This is a genomic window from Arthrobacter sp. 10T419 (assembly GCF_056394105.1).
In genome coordinates, this window is the sequence record NZ_JBFTHF010000001.1 from 270117 (window position 1) to 290169 (window position 20053).

General features: G+C 67.8%; 15 protein-coding genes and 1 tRNA gene. 6 read left to right on the forward strand and 10 right to left on the reverse strand.

The window, feature by feature from the left end:
* Positions 1 to 18: 18 nt before the first annotated feature.
* Entirely contained in the window at positions 19 to 1650 is a 1632-nt protein-coding gene (locus tag AC1DBD_RS01320; RefSeq protein ID WP_476981273.1) for a molybdopterin-dependent oxidoreductase, read from the reverse strand.
* 701 nt (positions 1651 to 2351) lie between these two features.
* On the opposite strand from AC1DBD_RS01320, the gene purD reads away from it, so the two are divergent.
* Entirely contained in the window at positions 2352 to 3674 is a 1323-nt protein-coding gene (gene purD, locus AC1DBD_RS01325) for a phosphoribosylamine--glycine ligase (RefSeq protein ID WP_476916985.1), read from the forward strand.
* A gap of 2 nt (positions 3675 to 3676) precedes the next feature.
* Positions 3677 to 4624 (forward strand): phosphoribosylaminoimidazolesuccinocarboxamide synthase, encoded by a 948-nt coding sequence (locus AC1DBD_RS01330; RefSeq protein ID WP_476891990.1) that lies wholly within the window; start codon positions 3677 to 3679, stop codon positions 4622 to 4624.
* Between the two features lie 33 nt (positions 4625 to 4657).
* Here AC1DBD_RS01330 and AC1DBD_RS01335 read toward each other — a convergent pair whose 3' ends face one another.
* From AC1DBD_RS01335 to AC1DBD_RS01360, 6 genes are all read right to left on the reverse strand, one after another.
* Entirely contained in the window at positions 4658 to 5923 is a 1266-nt protein-coding gene (locus tag AC1DBD_RS01335; RefSeq protein ID WP_175321502.1) for a helix-turn-helix domain-containing protein, read from the reverse strand.
* Between the two features lie 616 nt (positions 5924 to 6539).
* Positions 6540 to 6616: transfer RNA gene (locus AC1DBD_RS01340), tRNA-Pro, on the reverse strand.
* A gap of 114 nt (positions 6617 to 6730) precedes the next feature.
* Positions 6731 to 8563 carry an ABC transporter ATP-binding protein gene (locus tag AC1DBD_RS01345; RefSeq protein WP_476981274.1) on the reverse strand — a complete coding sequence of 611 codons (1833 nt, stop codon included), beginning with the start codon at positions 8561 to 8563 and terminating at the stop codon, positions 6731 to 6733.
* The gene (locus AC1DBD_RS01350) at positions 8560 to 10377 is read right to left on the reverse strand and encodes an ABC transporter ATP-binding protein (protein WP_441416792.1); all 1818 of its coding nucleotides are present in this window, start codon (positions 10375 to 10377) and stop codon (positions 8560 to 8562) included. Before AC1DBD_RS01350 ends, AC1DBD_RS01345 begins: the two co-directional genes overlap by 4 nt.
* Positions 10378 to 10911: 534 nt before the next feature.
* The gene (locus tag AC1DBD_RS01355; RefSeq protein WP_476981275.1) at positions 10912 to 11859 is read right to left on the reverse strand and encodes a metallophosphoesterase; all 948 of its coding nucleotides are present in this window, start codon (positions 11857 to 11859) and stop codon (positions 10912 to 10914) included.
* Positions 11859 to 14213, reverse strand: a complete 2355-nt coding sequence (locus AC1DBD_RS01360) for a transglycosylase domain-containing protein (RefSeq protein ID WP_476981276.1) — start codon at positions 14211 to 14213, stop codon at positions 11859 to 11861. Before AC1DBD_RS01360 ends, AC1DBD_RS01355 begins: the two co-directional genes overlap by 1 nt.
* 37 nt (positions 14214 to 14250) lie before the next feature.
* On the opposite strand from AC1DBD_RS01360, the gene AC1DBD_RS01365 reads away from it, so the two are divergent.
* Genes AC1DBD_RS01365 through AC1DBD_RS01375 form a run of 3 tightly spaced genes read left to right on the forward strand, consistent with a single transcriptional unit; the run spans position 14251 to position 15907 of the window.
* Entirely contained in the window at positions 14251 to 14406 is a 156-nt protein-coding gene (locus AC1DBD_RS01365) for a DUF4177 domain-containing protein (protein WP_175321496.1), read from the forward strand.
* A gap of 2 nt (positions 14407 to 14408) precedes the next feature.
* Positions 14409 to 14978, forward strand: a complete 570-nt coding sequence (locus AC1DBD_RS01370) for a RidA family protein (protein WP_476981277.1) — start codon at positions 14409 to 14411, stop codon at positions 14976 to 14978.
* A 17-nt stretch (positions 14979 to 14995) separates the two neighbouring features.
* A complete protein-coding gene (locus tag AC1DBD_RS01375) occupies positions 14996 to 15907 on the forward strand; it encodes an NUDIX hydrolase (RefSeq protein WP_441416796.1) in 912 nt (303 codons plus the stop codon).
* Between the two features lie 517 nt (positions 15908 to 16424).
* Here the strand turns inward: AC1DBD_RS01375 and AC1DBD_RS01380 are convergent.
* Entirely contained in the window at positions 16425 to 17102 is a 678-nt protein-coding gene (locus AC1DBD_RS01380) for a Crp/Fnr family transcriptional regulator (protein ID WP_011693220.1), read from the reverse strand.
* 193 nt (positions 17103 to 17295) lie between these two features.
* Between AC1DBD_RS01380 and AC1DBD_RS01385 the strand changes: the two genes are divergently transcribed.
* Complete coding sequence (locus AC1DBD_RS01385) at positions 17296 to 18477, forward strand: MarP family serine protease (RefSeq protein WP_476925445.1); 1182 nt, start codon at positions 17296 to 17298, stop codon at positions 18475 to 18477.
* 40 nt (positions 18478 to 18517) lie between these two features.
* Here the strand turns inward: AC1DBD_RS01385 and AC1DBD_RS01390 are convergent, their stop codons facing one another.
* Both AC1DBD_RS01390 and aroQ read right to left on the reverse strand, forming a co-directional pair.
* Positions 18518 to 19564 (reverse strand): DUF2332 domain-containing protein, encoded by a 1047-nt coding sequence (locus AC1DBD_RS01390; RefSeq protein WP_476981278.1) that lies wholly within the window; start codon positions 19562 to 19564, stop codon positions 18518 to 18520.
* Between the two features lie 2 nt (positions 19565 to 19566).
* On the reverse strand, positions 19567 to 20040 hold the full coding sequence (gene aroQ, locus AC1DBD_RS01395; RefSeq protein ID WP_441416799.1) for a type II 3-dehydroquinate dehydratase: 474 nt from the start codon (positions 20038 to 20040) through the stop codon (positions 19567 to 19569).
* Between the last annotated feature and the right edge of the window lie 13 nt (positions 20041 to 20053).

Genomic DNA, 20053 nt, shown 5'->3' on the forward strand with positions numbered 1-20053 from the left:
GTTGCGGGCCCAGCCCGGTTACTCCACGGTGACCATGACAGACTGCCAGCCGGAAGCGCCGTCGGGCACAGGATCGGCGCGCTTGTCCGTCTGGACCTCGCCGGTGCCGTCGGTGGCGCGGACCTTGATGTAGTGCGGTCCCGGGGTTGCCTCCCAGTCGAAGGACCACTGCCGCCAGGTCACCACGGAGGCCTCGGCCGAGAGCACGGCCGCCGTCCACGGGCCGTTGTCGATCTGGACCTCCACCTTGGTGATGCCGCGGGTCTGCGCCCAGGCGGTGCCGCCGATTGCGACCTTTCCGGCAGCGACCTTGGCGAAGGACTTGGGGACCTCCACCCGGGCCATGGTCTTGATCGGGCCGCGCTCGGACCAGCCGCGCTGCGTCCAGTAGGCCTTGTTGTCCGCGAAGCGGGTCACTTCCAGGTCAACCACCCATTTGGTGGCCGAGACGAAGCCGTACAGCCCGGGGACCACCATGCGGACCGGGTAGCCGTGCTCCAGCGGAAGGGGCTCGCCGTTCATGCCGATCGCCAGCATCGCGTCGCGGTCGTCCTGCAGGACCTCCAGCGGAGTGGAGGCGCTGAACCCGTCGACGGACGTGGAGAGCACCATGTCCGCGCCGTCCTTGGGCCGGGCCATCTTCAGCACGTCACGAATGGGCATGCCCAGCCATTTGGCGTTGCCTGCCAGGTTCCCGCCGACGGGGTTGGAGACGCAGGTCAGCGAGACGTGGGATTCGATCAACTGCGCATCCAGCAGGTCCTGGAAGCTGAGCCGCACTTCCTGTTCCACCAGGCCGTGGATCCGCAGTTCCCAGGACTGGGCGTCGATTTCCGGCACGCTGAGCGCGGTGTCGATCCGGTAGAAATCCTTGTTCGGCGTGAGCCACGGGGTGACGCCGGGGGTCTTGGACTGGACGCCGGCGGGCACGGCGGCGGCGGCCTTGGCGGGGGCGGGCAGCTGCAGGGCTTCGCGGGCCTGGGCCACGTTGCTGCGGGCGGCGCTCAGGAGCCGTCCGCCCGTTGCAGCTGCGGCGGCAGCGACGGCGGTGATTCCGCTGGCGGTGAAGAAGGCGCGGCGGCTGGTGGCGGGACGGTCCGGCTCCTTGGCGCCGAGGTCCGACGCCACCTCCGGCCATTCCCGCGTCCGCCACAGCTTGCTGATCAGGAACCGGAGCACAACCAGGCCGGCCACGGTGCCGATCAGCGAAGGGATGGCGTCCAGCGGTTTCACACTGGCCCGGGTCACCACACTGGCCACGATCACCGCGCCCAGCAGCAACACGCCGGCCACGCCCAGAGCCCACTTGCGGAAGGCGACGATGCCCAGCACACAGGCCAGCAGCAGGATGGTCAGGCCCATCCCCACGAACAGGGCGGCCTTGTCATTCGTGCCGAAGGTTGCGATGGCGAAGTCCTTCATCCACGGCGGGGTGAAATCGATGAAGGTCGAGCCCAGGGCGATCAGCGGCGTCGCGCGGGTCGTGAAGAAGGCGCCGATCAGCTCCGCGACGGCCAGCACGACGCCGGCCGAGACTACCCCGGCCAGCGCGGCCAGGGCGGTGGGGCCGGAGAAGAGTGCGGGCCGCTTCCTTCTCTGGTTCCCGGGCTGCGGGGTAGTGCCGGGCTGCGGGGTGCTGGGCGTCTTCATACTGGATGTTCGGAGCGGCGGAGCCCGCGGATTGTCCGGCCGGGGCGTGGGATGGGCATGCCCGGTGACTGGGCGGCTTCCCCGGCGACGCACATGCCCATCCTTGGGCGTGAGGGATGGGCATATGCGCATTATGTCCAGTGGCTGCGGCGTGGAGTGGGCATGTCCTGTGGAGCTCTGGTCCGGAATGGCACGTCGTGTGGACTGGGCGGCTTCCCCGGCGACGCACATGTCCATCCTTGGGCGTGAGGAGTGGGCATATGCGCATTATGTCCAGTGGCTGCGGCGTGGAGTGGGCATGTCCCGTGGAGCTCGGGTCCGGAATGGCACGTCGTGTGGACTGGGCGGCGCCCAGGGACGGGCATGCCCATCCTTCGGCGTGAGGAATGGGCATATGCGCATTATGTCCAGTGGCTGCGGCGTGGAGTGGGCATGTCCCGTGGAGCTCGGGTCCGGAATGGCACGTCGTGTGGACTGGGCGGCTTCCAGGGACGGGCATGCCCATCCTTGGGCGTGAGGGATGGGCATATGCGCATTATGTCCAGTGGCTGCGGCGTGGAGTGGGCATGTCCGCTGGAACCTGGGCCCGTGGAGTGGGCATGTCCCGTGGCCTGTGCGCAAATCCGGCGTGAGGAGTGGGCATGTCCGGTGGCAGTCACAGCTTAGGAGCCTGCAGGGTCCACAAAGTACCCTTGGGAACTGTGAAGGTACTTGTCATCGGCCCCGGCGGCCGCGAACACGCCATTGTCCGATCCTTGCTCGCCGACCCCAATGTTTCCGAGGTCCACGCGGCCCCGGGCAACGCCGGTATCAGCAAGCTGGTCCCCACACACGCCATCGACGCGAACAACCCCGACGCCGTCGCCGCGCTGGCTACCAAGCTCGCCGTCGACCTCGTGGTGGTCGGTCCGGAAGCCCCGCTGGCCGCGGGTGTCTCCGATGCCGTCCGCGACGCCGGGATCCCGGTGTTCGGCCCCAGCAAGGCCGCCGCCCAGCTTGAGGCCTCCAAGGCGTTCGCCAAGGAAGTCATGGCCGAGGCCGGCGTGCCCACCGCGATGGCCCGGGTGGCCTCCAACGCCGAGGAAGCCGCCGACGCGCTCGACACCTTCGGCGCCCCCTACGTCGTGAAGGATGACGGGCTCGCCGCCGGCAAGGGCGTCGTCGTCACCCGCAACCGGGATGAGGCGCTGGCGCACGCGCAGAGCTGCTTCGACGCCGGCGGCACCGTGGTGATCGAGGAATTCCTTGACGGCCCCGAGGTCTCCGTGTTTGTCCTCTGCGACGGCAGCACCACCGTGGCGCTCTCCCCGGCACAGGATTTCAAGCGCATCTTCGACAACGACGAAGGCCCCAACACGGGCGGCATGGGCGCCTATACCCCGCTCGATTGGGCCCCCGAAGGCCTCGTCCAGGAGGTCATCGACCGGGTCGCGCAGCCCACCGTCAACCAGATGGCCCACCGCGGCACCCCGTTCGTCGGCGTGCTCTTCGTCGGCCTCGCCCTGACCACCCGCGGCACCCGCGTCATCGAGTTCAACGTCCGGTTCGGCGACCCGGAAACCCAGGCCGTCCTGGCCCGGCTCAAGACGCCGCTCGGCGGCCTGCTGATGGCCGCCGCCAAGGGCGAACTGGACAAGGTCCAGCCGCTGCGCTGGTCCAAGGAGTCAGCGGTCGCCGTCGTCGTCGCCGCCGAAAACTATCCCGGCACGCCCCGGACCGGGGACCGGATCCGCGGCCTGAAGAAGGTCGAAGCCATTGAGGGCGTGCACGTGATCCATGCCGGCACCAAGCTCGACGACGAGGGCAAGGTCGTCTCCGCGGGCGGCCGCGTCCTCGCCGTGGTGGCGCTCGGGACGGACCTCGTGGAGGCCCGCGAACGGGCGTACGACGGCGTCGAACTCGTCCAGCTCGACGGCGGCCAGTTCCGTACCGACATCGGCGGCAAAGCCGCCCGCGGCGAAATCAAGGTGACGGCGCCCGGCACAGCGGCTGCCGCGGCCGCCGCGGCGAAAGCGAAGGCCTGAGCATGAACGCAACTGAATCCGCGATGCCCACCGGCGGCCTGCACACCGAGACGCTGGACCTGCCCGGCTGGAAGCATGTCTACTCCGGCAAGGTCCGCGACCTCTACGTCCCGGCGGACGCGTCCATCACCGAACGCGTCGGCCACGAGTGCGTCCTGGTTGTCGCGAGCGACCGCATCAGCGCCTACGACCATGTCCTCGCGAGCGAGATCCCGGACAAGGGGCGCATCCTCACCCAGCTGAGCCTGTGGTGGTTCGAGCAGCTGGGTGTGGAGCACCACGTGCTCGCGTCCACGGTCGACGGCGGCGTTCCCGCGGCGGTCGAGGGCCGCGCGATGATCTGCAAGAAGCTGGACATGTTCCCGGTGGAATGCATCGCCCGCGGCTACCTGACCGGCTCCGGGCTGGCCGAATACCGGCAGTCCGGGACCGTGTGTAGCATTCCGCTGCCGGCCGGCCTGGTGGACGGGTCCCGGCTTGCCGAGGCCATCTTCACCCCCTCCGCGAAGGCCGAGGTGGGCGAGCACGACGAGAACATCACCTACGACGCCGTGGTCGCGCTGGTGGGCCCGGACATCGCTGGCCGGCTCCGCGAGCTGACCCTGGAGATCTACACCAAGGCCGAGGAGATCGCCCGCGGCCGCGGCATCATCCTGGCCGACACCAAGGTCGAATTCGGCATCGACGCCGCGACCGGCGTCATCACGCTCGGCGACGAGGTCCTGACCCCCGACTCCTCGCGGTTCTGGGATGCCGCCACCTATGAGCCGGGCAAGGCACAGCCGTCATATGACAAGCAATACGTGCGCGACTGGCTGACGTCGGCCGAATCGGGCTGGGACAAGTCCTCCGACACGCCGCCGCCGGCGCTGCCGGCCGACGTCGTCGCCCGCACCCGCAGCCGCTACGTGGAAGCTTACGAGTTGCTGACGGGCCGGGCCTTCGCCTAGCCGTCCGCCTTCGCCTGGCGCCCGGCCGTCCGCCTAGCTTCCGGCGGCGGCGGCTTCGGCGCGGCGCTGGGCCAGCCGGATTTCCAGCACGGCGTCCATGGCCTGCTGGACCCGGTCCGAGGCCCCGGCCGCGCTGAACTCCTTTTGCGCTTCCTCGAGATAGACGAGGGCTTCCTCGGACTCGCCGGCGGCCTTGAGCGCCTTGCCGAGCAGCAGGGCCACCTCGCCGGCGACGTGTTTGGCCAGCGAATCCCGTTCGGCGTGGATTTCCCGCAGCTTCTGTACCGCGCCGACGATGTCCCCGGTGAGGTACAGCCAGCGTGCCCGGATGAAGGCCACCTCGAGCCGGTCGGTCTTGTTGCCGCCCACGATCGAGAGGGCCAGCTCGGCGCGCTCGATCGAGGACAGGGTTTCCGGTTCGACGATCCCGGAGGACAGACGGACCGCGGCGGAAGCCTTGTTAAACCGGGCCCAGAGGTCGATGTCGTTCGCCGGGGAGAGCAGCTTGGCCGCCTTCTCGTGGTACTTGATGCCTTCGGCGTAGTCATGCCGCATGAACGCGACGTTCCCGATCACCCAGGCGACCTCTCCGGCCAGCTGGGAGATGGACTGGTCATCCATCTGGTCGTTCATGTCCTGGCAGTACTGCCACGCCTCATCGAGCCGGCCGCTTTCGGCGAGGGCGCCGATCAGGGCGCGCAGCGCGCCGATGATCAGGGTGGAGCCCTTAGGCAGCTGGGCGCAGAGCCGCACCGCTTCCTGGGCGTGCTCGACGGCGACCGCCAGCTGGCCCTGGCCGTGGCACACGGCGGCAAGCATCTGCCGGGCGCGCACCCCGAGGCCGGCCGATTCGGCAGCCATCGGGTGGTCCAGCAGCCGCTGTACCAGGTTCTGGCATTCCTTGAGCTGGCCCTGCTTCATCAGGCATTCGGCCTGCATGTAGGTCATGTTCCACCAGGCGCTGGTGTTCTTCCCCTCCAGCGCGATCTGGGCGGCCGTGGCGGCGTGGCTGGCGGCCAGCGGATAGTCGCGCAGATCCCAGGCCTGCCGCGCATACAGCCCGGCGAGCACGTATTCGGCGTCGCTGACGGACACGGGCTGGCTCCAGGCCTCCAGCGCCTTGGGGGCGAGCTCCAGCCGGCGGGCGAGCTCTTCGATGACATCCGCGGTCGGTTCACGGCGGCCGGTCTCCAGTAGCGAGATGTAGCTGGGTGAAAACAGGTCCTTACCCAGTTCGGCCTGGGTGAGGCCGCGTTCCAGCCGTTCCGCTCGGAGTTTTTCCCCGAATCCGTTCCCCACGGGATCCTCCTAATTCCGGACAGTCGATGTACTAAATGCTTGACAGTCTCTGTGCAAGTAATTTTACAATGTATGTCAACAAGGGCTGGTGCTGGCTTTGTAACTTTCCGAATCGTATTTCCGACTCGTATTGAGGAACCCACATGTTTAAGAAGATTGCTGCCTCTGTCGCCTTGGCTGGGGCTCTGGCGTTCTCCGCAGCGGCTCCCGCAGTGCTGTCAGTAAGTGCCATCGGTAACTGGCCGGACCCCATGAGCAACAGCACCCTGGCGATCGGCAACTGGCCCGATCCCATGAGCTCGAGCAATGGCACCCTCTCGGCCATCGGCAACTGGCCGGACCCGATGTCCAACTCCACCAACATCGGCAACTGGCCGGACCGATGTAACCAACGCTCCAGGCAGCCCCGGGACACCCAAGGTGTGTCCCGGGGCTGTTCTTTGCCCCGGTCCCTCCGTCGATTGCTCCGAAGCGGACCCTTATGACGGGTCTAAACGGCGGTTGCGGAGCAGTCGATGGGGTACGGCGGCGGTGGACGGTGCGGGCGCCGTCGGAAGGGCGCAAATATCGCCGGCACACAAAAGAGGGCCTTCCGATTGGAAGACCCTCTTTAGATTGGTCGGGATGACAGGATTTGAACCTGCGACCTCGTCGTCCCGAACGACGCGCGCTACCAAGCTGCGCCACATCCCGATCCGTTACTTCAAAAGCAACTTCACAAGAGTATCCGATTCCGGCCCCGGATGCGAAATCGGCGCCGTCGAAGCGCCGCCCGAGCTTCGCCGAAGCGCCACCGGAGCGGAGGAATCAGACGAGCGAGTCCTTCCAAGCGCCGTGCAGCTTGGCGAAGCGCCCGCCGCCGCCGATCAGCTCCGCCGGTTTGCCGTCCTCCACCACCCGGCCGTCATGGACCACGAGCACCCGGTCCGCGGTCTCCACGGTGGAGAGCCGATGCGCGATGATCAACGCCGTGCGGCCCGCCTCGCCGGAGCTGACGCCCTGCAGCAGGCTCGCCAGCCCGGCCTGGACCATCCGCTCGGACGGGATGTCCAGCGAGGACGTCGCCTCGTCGAGGATCAGGACGGCGGGCCGGGCCAGGAAGGCCCGGGCAAAGCTGATCAGCTGGCGCTGCCCGGCCGAGACCCGGCCGCCGCGCTTGTTGACGTCGGTGTCGTAGCCCTCCGGGAGAGCCGAGATGAACTCGTGGGCGCCGACGGCCTTTGCGGCGTCCTCGATCTCCTGCCGGGAGGCCTCGGGCCGGCCCAGGGCGATGTTGTCCGCCACCGATCCGCTGAACAGGAAGGCCTCCTGGGTGACCATGACGACGTTCCGGCGCAGGTCCGCCGTCGTCAGCTGCCGCAGGTCCACGCCGTCGAGCGTGAGCGAGCCGGAGGAGACGTCGTAGAAGCGGGCGATCAGCTTGGCCAGCGTCGACTTACCGGCCCCGGTCTGGCCCACCAGCGCGACCGTCTGGCCCGCGGGAATATGCAGGTCCATGGCCGGGATGATGACCGGGCCGTCGCCGTAGCGGAACTCGACGTTCTCGAAATCGATGCTGCCCTTCGCCTCGGGCAGGGCCACGGGGTTTTTCGGCGGCCGGACGGTGGGTATTTCCTCCAGCAGCCCGGAGACCTTTTCCAGCGCCGCCTGGGCGCTCTGGAAGGAGTTGTAGAACATCGCCATCTGGTCCACCGGCTGGAAGAACCGCTTGGTGGACAGGATCAGGGCCAGCAGCACGCCGACGGCGAGCTCGCCGCTGAGGACGCGGAAGCCGCCGGAAAGCAGCACGACCGCGACGCAGACGTTCCCGATCAGCACCAGGCCGGGCTGGAAGACGCCGTTGAGGTTGATGGAGCGGACGGTGACCTTGCGGTACTCCTCGGAGAGTTCGGCGTAGCGCTCGGCGTTCTGGCGCTCCTTGCGGAAGGCCTTGACCGCACGGATACCGGTCATGGTCTCGACGAAGTGCACAATCAGCCGGGCCGAGACGACGCGGGATTCGCGGAACGCTATCTGCGAGTGCTTCTGGTACCAGCGGGCCAGGAAGTACATCGGCACGCCGGCCGCGAGCACCAGCAGCCCGCTGCGCCAGTCCAGGGCAAACACCGTGACGGCGGTGAAGATCATGAACAGCATCCCGGAGGCGAGCGAGCTGACCCCCGAGTCGAGGAGTTCGCGCAGGGCCTCAAGATCCGAGGTCTGCCGGGCGATGATGCGTCCCGAGGTGTACTTCTCGTGGAATTCCAGGCTCAGCCGCTGGGTCTGCCGGAAGACCCGCACGCGCAGGTCCAGCAGCATCGCCTGGCTCAGGCGCGCCGTCGAGGTCACGTACAGGGCGGTGAGCCCGGCGGTCGCGACGGCCGCGGCGAGGTACGCGACGCCGGCCAGCACCAGCGGGAGGTTGTCCCCGGCGCGCAGGGCAGGCAGGGCGTGGTCAATGCCGAAGGCAATCAGGGCCGGCCCGGCGACGCGGGCGGCCTGGGACAGCACGACGGCGGCGATGGTCAGCCAGAAACGCAGGCGGACGGGACGGATCAGCGAGCCGAGCAGGGCCAGGGAGCGGCGCCGGACGGCCTTGCTCTCGGATTTGGAAAGGTGGGCGTTGTCCTCGTTGGCGGTGCCGAAGGTGGCCGTGCTCATCGCGACACCTCCTCGGCCTCGAGGGCGGACAATTCGGAGTCCAGGTCCCTAGGTTCCGGGTCCAGGCTGGCGATCACGTAGCGGTAGTGGCTGTTCTCCGCGAGCAGTTCGGTGTGGGTGCCGACGGCGGAGATCCGGCCGTCCTGCAGCAGGGCCACGCGGTCGGCCAGGGCCACGGTGGAGGGACGGTGGGCCACGATCAGGGTGGTGGTGTCAGCGAGCACCTCACGGAGCCTTGCCTCGACGAGTTCCTCGGTGTTCACGTCCAGCGCGGAGAGCGGATCGTCCAGGACCAGCACCTTCGGCTGGGCCGCGACGGCCCGTGCCAGGGCGATGCGCTGCCGCTGGCCGCCGGAGAGGCTGAGGCCCTCCTCGCCGATCAGGGTGTCCAGTCCCTCCGGCAGGGAGTAGGCGAAGTGGGCCTGGGCGGTGTCCAGCGCCTCGGCCAGAATCTGCTCCCGGCGCTCCTCCGTCTCGTGCCCCTGCACGCCGAGGAGCACGTTGTCCCGGACGGAGTTGGAAAACAGGGTGGTGTCCTCGAAGGCGACGGCGACGACGGTGCGCAGCTCCTCCACGCTGAAGTCGCGCAGGTCCACGCCGTCGATCGTGACGGAGCCCGCCGTGACCTCGAACAGGCGCGGCACCAGCTGCAGCAGGGCACTCTTGCCGCTGCCGGTGATGCCCACCAGGGCCATGGTCTCGCCGGGGCGGATGTCAAGGCTGATGTCCTTGAGGATCGGCTTGTCCGGTGCGTCCTCGAAGGCGAAGGTGGCGTTGTGGAAGCCCAGGGCGCCCTTGAGCTCGGCAGGCCGGCGCGGCTGCGGCGGGCTGGTGATGGTGTTGACCGAGTCCATTACCTCAAAGTGCCGGTCCACGGCGGACTTGGCGGTGAGCGCCATCGCCAGCAGCATGCCGCAGAACTCCACCGGTGCGGCGATCACGGCGGCGGTGGCGAAAAAGGCCACGAGCGAGCCGATGCTCAGCTGCCCGTCGGCCGCGAGCATGACGCCGACGACGAGCCCGGCACCGAGGGCGAGTTCTGGCAGCAAGGTGACGACGAGGCTAAAGGCGGCCAGGTGCTTGGCCTTCGCGATCTCGGTCTGGCGCAGTTCCTCGGCCTGTTCATTGAAATTTTCGAGCGCCTCGCGGCTGCGTCCGAAGGCTTTGAGCACGCGGATGCCGTGGACGGACTCCTCGACCGTGGTGGCGAGGTCTCCGGCCTGGTCCTGGCTGCGGCGGGCCACCTTGCTGAAGCGGGTCCGGAACCGGAAGCCGTAGATCATGATCGGCACGGCGGCGGCCAGGAAGATCAGGGCCAGCTGCCAGCTCATGGAGAACATCACGACGACGCCGATCACCACGGTCAGCGTGGTGACCACGAGCATGATCGCCCCGAACGCCATCCAGCGCCGGAGGAAGTTCAGGTCTGTCATGGCGCGCGAGAGCAGCTGACCGGAACCCCAGCGGTCATGGAAGGAGACGGTCAGGTCCTGCAGATGGTCGTAGAGCGACACCCGCATCCGGGTTTCCACCGTGGTGGCCGGGTTGATGACGAATTGGCGGCGCAGTGCCACCAGCCCGGCTTCGGCGATGCCCAGCAGCAGGATCACGGTCGAGGCGATCCAGACGGCCTGGCTGCTGCCGCCGGGCCTCAGCCAGTCGTTGATGAGTACGCGCAGCACCTGGGGGATGGCCAGGGCGACGACGCTGGCCAGCAGGGCGGACAGCAGGCCCATGACCAGCCGCGGCATGATCGGTCTGACGTGCGGATAGAGACGGCTGATTGATGAGAAAAACGGAGTCTGCTTGGCCATGCCTGCTTCTTAACTGCAACTGCGAAATGGATTACGCAACTGGATGTAGTTTCCTGTAGCAACTACCCTAGGCCATCGCGTGACCCGGTTCACAGGATATCGGGCCGTTCCGGAATCTGTCCCAGTAATTATGTTCCGCAATGGCACGGGGAGGTGCGGGCTTTCCCTGGGGACATGCTCATCGCTCGGCATGCCAGCGGGACATGCCCATTCCTCGGCGGCTCGGCGGGACATGCCCGTTTTTCGATGGCACGAGTTCGAGGCATGCCCGCTCCTCGAGCACACGGGTTCGGGACATGCCCATTCCGCGGCCGCTCAGTCGAGCATGCTCATTCTTCGCGACCGCCCCTGGGGGACATGTCCATCCCTGGACGCCGGGAGTGGGCAGGATGCCGTTATGTCCATCCCTGGGCGGGAAGACAGGGCATGTCCCACGGGGAGCAAGTGCCGGGATTGGGCATGTCCCGCGGAGAGTCAGGGCGCGAACATTGGGCATGTCCCTCCGGAGCTGGCGCGGGGGAGGGGCCGACGGGCTCAGGGCCGGGCGGTGAGGGTGAGCAGCACGGCCTCGGGCTTGCAGGCGATCCGGACCGGGGCGAAGCGTGAGGTGCCGATTCCGCCGGAGACGTTGACCGGCGTCGTGCGTCCGTTGCTTTCCCAGTCGTGCAGTCCCTTGGCACGCCAGGTGGGCAGGTCGCAGTTGGCCACGAGGGCGCCGTAGCCGGGGACGCAGATCTGGCCGCCATGAGTGTGGCCGGCCAGCAGCAGGTCCGCGGCGTCCTCGGTGAAGTGGTCCAGCACCCGCTGGTAGGGGGCATGCGCGACGGCGATCCGCAGGTGCGGTTTGGCGTCCTGGCCCTTGGTGCCGCGCGGCCAGCCGGCGTAGCGCTCGAGGCGAAGGTGCGGGTCGTCGACGCCGGAGAAGTCCACGCGCAGGCCCTTGATCACGAGCGACTGGCAGCGGTTGGTCAGATCCACCCAGCCGCCCATGCCGAAGCCTGACCGGAGCCGCGGCCAGTCGAGCTCGACGGGGTCGGGGCGCGATTTGGACGGCCCCAGCAGGTAGGATGCCGGGTTCTTCAGCCGCGGCGCGAAGTAGTCGTTCGAGCCGGGGACGAAGACTCCCGGGAACTCCATCAGCGGCCGCAGCGCCTCCAGCAGGGGATCGACTGCCTTGGCGTGGCTGAGGTTGTCGCCGGTGTTCACCACCAGGTCCGGCTCCAGCCCGGCGAGGGAGCGCAGCCACGCGGCCTTGCGGCTCTGGCCGGGGACGAAGTGGATGTCGCTCAGGTGCAGCACGCGGAGCGGCCCGTACCCGGCCGGCAGGATGGGAAGCGACTCCTCCCGCAGCACGAACTGGTTCTTCTCCCACAATCCGTAGCCGGCGGCGGCGGCTCCCGCGGCGGCGCCGACGGCGGTGGTTACGGCAAAGCCGCGCCCGATGCTTCGGGCGCGGCTGGCCAGGGTGGTTCCGGCGGTCACTACTTGTTCTTCGGGGGGTCGACGGGCTTGGCCGGGGCCTTGGGCGCGGGGGATGACGGCGCCGGTGCCGGGTTCTGCGTCGCCGGCGGCATGAAGTTGTTGTTCCGGCCCGCGTCGTTGTTGGTCGGCTGCTGGTACGGCTCGGACAGCAGGTTCGACGGCGGTTCCGGGAACGGCTCGGCGCCGTGCGAGGGGGCGATCTCGGCCATGAACTTGGAGAACATCGGCCCGGCGATCATGTAACCGTCGATGCCTTCGTAAAACTGGCCGTTGACAGTGATGTTCTGCCCGGAGCGTCCCTGGTCGCCGAGCGGGTCGCCAAACCAGGCCGCCGTCGCCAGACCGGTGGTGTGCCCGACCACCCAGGTGGAGCCGTTGTTGTTCGAGGTACCGGTCTTCGCCGCGATCGGGAAGTTTGTCACAGTGGAAATGCGCGGCTGGATGAGCGAGCCGGAGCCCCGGTTCAAGACTTCCTGCAGCGCGTAGTTCACACCGCGCGCAACCTCGGGCTTGAGGGCGTCCCGGCAGTTCGTGGCCTGGGCGGGCAGCTTGGCCCCGGTCGCATCCGTCACGGAGGTGATGGCGATCGGCTCGCAGTAGCGGCCGTCGTTGGCGAAGGTGGCGAAGGCGCTGGCCATGGTCAGCGGCGCGGTCTGGGTGGAGCCGAGGAGGTTCGACAGCATCGACATGTTGATCTTCGGGTTCGGTTCCTTGATCCTCCCGTTCGCATCCAACACAATCTTCTGGTTCTGGTCACGGGTGGGCAGGCCGGAGTGCAGTCCTGCCGCGTCCACGATCTTTTGGATCCCGCAGAAGTCGAGCTGCGCGGCCGAGGCGAAGGTAATGGTGTTGATCGAGTTGTAGAGACCCTTCAGCACCGTCATGGGCCTGTAGTAGTCCGGCTCCGCGTTCTGGAGGTCCTCGGCGGCACCCAGTTGCGCGTCGTGTTCCGGGGTGCTGTAGGCGCCCGTGGTGACGCCGCAGGAGTTCCGCCACTGGAAGTCCAACGGGTATCGGCGCACGGAGCCGTCCACCACGGTATTCATGGACTTGCCCTCGTCCAGCCATTCGGCGAAAGTGAACGGCTTCATAGTGGAGCCCGGCTGGGCGCCGCCGAGGCCATTAAGGTCATTGCCCTTGTCGTCGTACTTGTCGACGTTAAAGTTCAGCTGGGTGTCGAACTTGCCCTTGCCCGGCAGCCAGGACGTGTTCTGGGCCATGTTGGTAATCTTGCCCGTCCCCGGCTCCACGGAGACCAGGGCTGCACCCCACTTGTTCGGGTTCGCACCGGCAGCGGCGTCGACCTGCGCCTGCGCGACCTTCTGTGCCTTGGGCTCCAGCGTGGTCTTGATGGTCAGGCCGCCGCGGAAAATCTTGCGCTCGCGTTCCTTGGTGTCCGCCCCGTACGCCGGGTTGTTGAGCAGGAGGTGCAGCACGTAATCGCAGAAGTACGGCGACGTCGGCGAGTAGGCGCAGCCCTGGCGCGGCTGGGTCACCTTGGTCTTGACCGGGGTGGCGACGGCGGCGTCGTACTGCGCCTGTTTGATCTTGCCCTGCGAGAGCATGGCCTTGAGGACCAGGTTGCGGCGGACCTTCGCGTTGTCCGGGTTGGTGATCGGGTCATAGAAGGACGGGCTGTTCACAACGCCGGCCAGGAGCGCGGCCTGCGGCAGCGTCAGATTCTTGGCCGAGGTGCTGAAGAACAGCCGGGAGGCCGCCTCGATGCCGTAGGCGTCGCGGTTGAAGAAGACGATGTTCAGGTAGCCCTCAAGGATCTGTTCCTTGGTGAACTTCTTCTCCAGCGCGATTGCCAGTTTCATCTCGCGGAGCTTGTCGCCGACGCCCTTGTTGACACCGTTCAGCAGGACCTGGTCGCCCTTGCCCTCGGACTCCAGGGAGGAGTTGATGACGTTGTTCACGTACTGCTGGGTGATGGTCGAGGCGCCCTGCTTGTTCCCGCGCGCGGTGGCGACGAGCGCGCGGAGAATACCGGTGGTGTCGACGCCGCCGTGCTCGTAGAAGCGGCTGTCCTCGATGGCGATCACCGCGTCCTTGATGTACGGCGACATCTGGTCCAGCGACACGCGGGTGCGGTTCTCAAGATAGAGGTTGGCGATGACGCTGCCGTCCGAGGCCAGGATCTTGGTCGACTGGCTCGGCGGGTCAACCTTCAGTTCGGCCGGCAGGGTTTCGAAGAACTTGATCGAACCGCTTGCGGCGTTGCCGGAGACGGCCGCCGCAGGGACCAGCAGGCCCGCCATCAGGACACCACAAATCGCGCTCACTCCCAGGAAAAGGATGAGCTTTCCGAGGGTGGTGGCCGTGTCGAATAAAGGGTTCTTACCAGTCGCCATGTTTTCCACTTTACCGGCAAGGACTAGGCTTTACTTCATGACCAAATGGGAGTACGCCACGATTCCGCTCATTATCCACGCGACGAAGCAGATCCTGGACCAGTGGGGAGACGACGGCTGGGAGCTCGTCCAGGTTGTTCCGGGTCCCGATGGAAACGGCCTGGTTGCCTACCTGAAGCGGGAGAAGAACTAGCCATGAGCACCCCCGAAACGGCGGCTCCGGCACAGGCCACGAGCCCCGCCAGCACGGCCCAAAGCGACGCCGGCACCGGCGCGTCGTCCGCCGTCGAGCAGCGCCTGGCCGAGCTCGGCCTGGCCCTTCCCGAGGTTGCCGCCCCGGTGGCCGCCTACGTTCCGGCCGTCATCTCCGGTAACCACGTCTACACCTCCGGCCAGCTGCCTTTCATCAACGGCAAACTTGAAGCCACCGGCAAGGTCTCCTCCGGGACCGAAGGGACCTCGGACGAGTCGACCGTGTCCCCGGAAGCGGCCAAGCGCTACGCCGAGGTCTGCGCCGTCAACGCGCTGGCCGCCGTGAAGAGCGTCATTGGCGACCTGGACCGGATCACCCGGATCGTCAAGGTGGTCGGCTTCGTTTCCTCCGATCCCTCATTCACCGGCCAGCCCGGTGTCATCAACGGCGCCTCCGAGCTCCTGGGCAAGGTCCTGGGCGACGCCGGCCAGCACGCACGTTCCGCCGTCGGCGTTTCAGTTCTGCCGCTCGACTCTCCTGTCGAGGTCGAACTGATCGCTGAATTCGCCTAGAGGGCCGGTCGCTTCCCTTGCCGCACTTAGCACGACGCCTGTTTAGCCTTCCCCCGGATCTTGAGGGGGCAGCCCGCAGCTGGCTTGAACACGGCGAGCGGACCCCCCGTGCCCCCCGCTACGCCTCCTCCGTGGTCCTGCTGCGGGATTCGCCCACCGGCCTGGAGACCTGGCTGGGCTACCGGCCGGGGTCCTCGCCGCTGGGCGTCCTCGCCTTTCCCGGCGGCTCGCTCGAGACGTCCGACGACGACGCCGTGGGCTGGCTTGGCCCCTCGCCACAGTGGTGGGCCGAGCAGATGGGCACGTCCGACGTCGGCCTGGCGCGACGTCACGTGGTGGGCGCCATCCGTGAGCTGTTCGAGGAGACCGGAGTCCTGCTGGCCGGTCCGGACCTGTCGACCACGGTGGAGGCGACGTCCACGGCCGAGTGGATGCGCGCCCGGGAGGCCGTCGCCGACCAGGAAAAGTCCTTCACCGACGTGCTCGCCAAGCGCGGGCTTTCGGTGCGGACCGATCTGCTCAAGCCGCTGGTGAACTGGCTCAGCCCCGACTTCGCCCACCGACGCTTCAACACCCGGTACTTTGCCGCGACCATCCCGATGAACCAGCAGCCCTCGCTGCTGGCCAGCAAGGGTGTCTGGGCGCGCTGGGTGTGCGTCCGCAAGGTCATTGCCGAGCGCGACACGACGGCGCTGGGCGATGAGGTGGGCCAGCCCAACACCGTGGGGCTGAAGCTCGGCCAGCTGCTGGTCCCGGGCTCGGAGATCATGCTGGAGAAGATGGCCGCCGCTAACGGCTGCATCGCCTACCTCAGCTACAAGCGCAAGGCCCACGCCTATCAGCCGGCCCTGGTGGAGGAAGACGGCCGGCTCATGCTGGAAGTCGAGGCCGCCAAGACCGTCGCCGGGGAACCGCAGCGGGAACGGTAGGGTCGGCCGCTTCGGCCCGACCATTGGACATGCCCATCGTTGGCGCCGAGCAATGGACATACCCGTTCGGACCTGAGCCCATGGCTGGACATGCTCATCGTTGGCGCCGGGCAATGGACATATCCGCCCGGACCTGAGCCCATGGCTGGACATGCTCATAGTTGGCGCTGAGGAATGGGCATATTGGGTATATGTCCATCCCTGGCGTGCAGGGATGGGCATGTCCGCCGGGCCTTCGCTCAAGGGCAGGACATGCCAGCTGGAGCCTCGCCTCGACCACCGGACATGTCTATTGCGCCGGTTGGGCATTGGACATAGTGGGTATGTGCCCACTCGTGGCATCCAAGAATGGACATGTCTCGCGGGAGCGTTGGCGAAGGATGGACATGTCCCGCCGGCCAGACCCAGATTCCGTAACGCCGGAAGAAGCCGAGAACAACACCTAAAACCGCAGAGGGCCGGCCCGKGAAAACGGGCCGGCCCTCTGTGTCTAAGGCTTGTGTTGCGGCGGCTGTGCCTAGCGGGAGCGCTGGCGGAGGCGCTGCATGTCGAGAATCACGACGGCGCGCGCCTCGAGGCGCAGCCAGCCGCGCTGGACGAACTCGGCCAGGGCCTTGTTGACGGTCTCGCGGGAGGCGCCGACCAGCTGGGCCAGTTCTTCCTGGGTGAGTTCGTGGGCCACTAGGACACCGTCCGTCGCCGGGCGGCCAAAGCGGTCGGCCAAGTCCAGCAGCGCCTTGGCCACGCGGCCCGGGACGTCCGAGAAGACAAGGTCGGACAGCGAATCGTTGGTGCGGCGCAGGCGCCGTGCCAGGGCCTGGAGCAGCTGGGCCGAGACCTCGGGGCGGGTGCGCAGGAGGGCGTTGAGGCTCTCGTTCTTCAGCCCGGCCAGGCGGGTCTCGGAGACGGCGGTGGCCGTTGCGGTGCGCGGGCTCGGGTCGAACAGCGCCATTTCGCCGAACAATTCGCCCGGGCCGAGGATGGCGAGCAGCGACTCGCGGCCGTCGGGGGACGTGCGGCCGAGCTTCACTTTGCCGGAGACGATGAAGTAGAGCTGGTCACCCTGGTCGCCTTCCCGGAATACCGAGGCTCCGCGTGAGAGGTCCACCTCGGTGAGTTCGTCCGTCAGCAGACGGAACGCCTCGTCGTCGAGCGTGGCGAAAAGGGGTGCGCGGCGCAATACCTCGATATCCATGAAATCTCCTGACTTACTGTGTCGGCTGGGGCGCTTCAGCCATTGTTTCAGAATTTTGAGGCTTCTGTGACGTACTTGGCACCGAAACGCGTGAAACGCCGGGCGGGTGACGGTCCGGGCCGCCTTGGGCCCCCGGCAAACTGTCAGTCCGCGCCGGTAGAATGGGGTTCCTACCAGTCACTAAGGAGCCCCGGTGTTCGGCTTGACCATCTTGGACCTGGCGTTGATTCTGACGCTCTTGTCCTACCTGATCTATGGCCTGCGCAACGGCTTCCTGGTGACGCTGGGCGGAATCGCCGGGTTCGCGGCGGGCGCCGTGGCCGCCTTCCTGTCTGTCCCGATCGTCAGCGACCTCGTCGACGATCCCGGCTGGCGGCTCACCGCGATCATTGCCACGGCCGTGCTGCTGATGATGCTGGGGCACGGCCTCGGCACCATGATCGGGCGGCGCATCCGCAGCGTCGTCAAAATCAGTCCGCTCCGACTTGCCGACCGGGTGGTGGGCGGCGGGGTCAATCTCGCCGTGTCCGCCCTCGTGATGTCCATGTTGGCCTTCAGTATCAGCGCCCTCGGCGTTCCCTTTGTTTCCCAACAGTTGGCCGACTCCAAGGTGATCGGTTTCATCGACGGCGTCACCCCCACGCCGCTGAAGACGTCGATGGCGCAGTTGCGTTCGGCCGTGATCGGCGATGGCATCCCGACCCTGTTCGAGGGTGTCGGCGGACGGGCCGTGCCCGTGCCCGACGCCAGCACCGACACCCCTCCGCTGAACAAGGCCGCCGCCTCCGTGCTCAAGATTGCCGGGACGGCCTACCAGTGCGGCCAGAACCAGACCGGAACGGGTTTTGTGGTCTCGCCCGGCCGGGTCGTGACGAACGCCCACGTGGTGGCCGGCGTCCCGGAGCCCGTTGTCGAGGTCCCGGGCGGCGGAGCCCTCCCCGGCCGGGTCGTTTACTTCGACAGCCGGCATGACCTCGCCGTCCTGGCCGTGGACGGGCTGCGCGCCGCGCCGTTGTCGCTGGGCCGCGACCTTCCGGCCGGCAGCCCGGCGGCGTTCGCGGGCTACCCGCACGGCGGTCCGTTCCAGTCCAAGCCGGCCACGGTGCGGGACATCACCACCGTCCTGGTCCCGGACATCTACGGCAACAACGCCGCTGCCGAGGATGTCTACCGGCTCGCGGGCGACGTGCAGCCGGGGAACTCCGGCGGTCCGTTGCTGACCACGGGCGGCCAGGTGGCCGGCGTCGTCTTCGCGAAATCCACCTCCGAGCCCTCGCTGGGCTTCGCCATCACCATGAACGACCTCGGCCCGGTGGCCGCAAAGGCCCCCGGGCTGGGCGACGCCGTCTCGCCGGGCCAGTGCATTAAGAAATAGCCGGCGGCAGGAAACCGGCGGGAACCGCCGGCTGGCGCCGTCAGGCCGGGGCCACTTCGATCCACTCCAGGCTCTGGCCGTGCGGGCCGGCCATGGCCACGGGCAGGCCGTCCTCCAGCAGCAGGAAGCGGCCGCGGAGTCGGGATTCGTCCATTTCCGGAACCACGCTGGAGCCGTCCGCCTGCAGGATGACCGTGTGGCCCTCGTTCGAGATCCAGTGGCAGCCCCGGTCCGCGGCCAGCAGGGCGATGGTGTCGCGGAAACGTTCGCGGCCGGCGGCGTCGAGGTACGCCATGACGGCGCTGTGGAAGACCACCAGGGCGGTCTCCGGCGGCGCCTGCTGTGCCAATGACACAAGCTGTTCGTTGAGGTCCCCGGCCACCAGCAGCGGCGGATCCGTCCGTGCGACGGCGATCGCCTGGCGCAGCCGCTCGCGGCGGAAGTCCTGCTCCGGCCAGATCAGCGCCTCCAGCCAGGCGACGTCGTCGGGGTCCCGGATGTCCAAAGGGTTCAAATCGATGCCGGCGCGCCACACCACCGCGGGCAGCGCGGCCGGCAGCGGCACCGGGCCGGCCGTGGCGCACCGCAGCACGGGATAAGTCCCGGGCGCGGCACCGGCGGGGAGCAGCCGCGTCACGGCGCCGGAGCCGTCGTCGAACTCGTAGCCGTAGCGGTCCGGGTACAGCGTCAGTCCTGCCGAAGCGCCGACCTCGATGAGGGCGAGCGGGCGTCCCTCCGCGGCGGCGATCCGGGCCAGGGACGGAAGCAGGGCGGCGCAACGGCCGGCCTCGTTTGTCTGGGTGGACCGGGAGAGGACAATCCGGGAGACCCCGTCCCAGTGGGTATCCAGGAAGTCCCGGAACCCGGCGTAGGGGCCGATCCGGGCGCCGAGGAATCGGGCGGCGGCCAGCATCAGCAGCGGCTGGCGCTTGTTGTGCGGCCACTCGTCGATGCGCCGGATCAGCTCGGGGTCGTCCGCGATGGCCGTGGACCACTCCGCATAGCACGCGGAGTTGCCGGGCGCGTCAATGGTGCCGAAATGGCGGTACCAGTCGGCTGTCCCCGGGGGCTCCGGCGCGGGGGACATGATCAGCCCCGGCCCGCGTTCAGCTCGGCGAGGTACTCGACGGCGAAGCGGTACCCGAGGATGCCCGCGCCGGCGATCACGGCCTTGCTGATGTCCGAAAGATAGGAATGGTGCCGGAACGCTTCCCGGGCGTGCACGTTGGTGATGTGCACCTCGACGGCGGGCAGCTGCACGGCCGTTATTGCGTCCCGGATCGCCACCGAGGTGTGCGTGTAGGCGCCGGCGTTCAGGACGATGCCCACCGCCTTCCCGCGGGCGGCGTGGATGGCGTCCACGAGGGCGCCCTCATGGTTGGACTGGAAGCACTCGACGTCGAGCCCGTGCGCCGCCCCGGTGTCCTTGGCGAGCTGTTCGACGTCGGCCAGTGTGGCCGTGCCGTACTTTTCGGGCTCACGGGTGCCGAGCAGGTTCAGGTTGGGCCCGTTCAGGACCAGGATGGTGCCGCGACGGGCGTCCGAGGGGGTGGCTTCGCTCATGCCTGCCAATGTA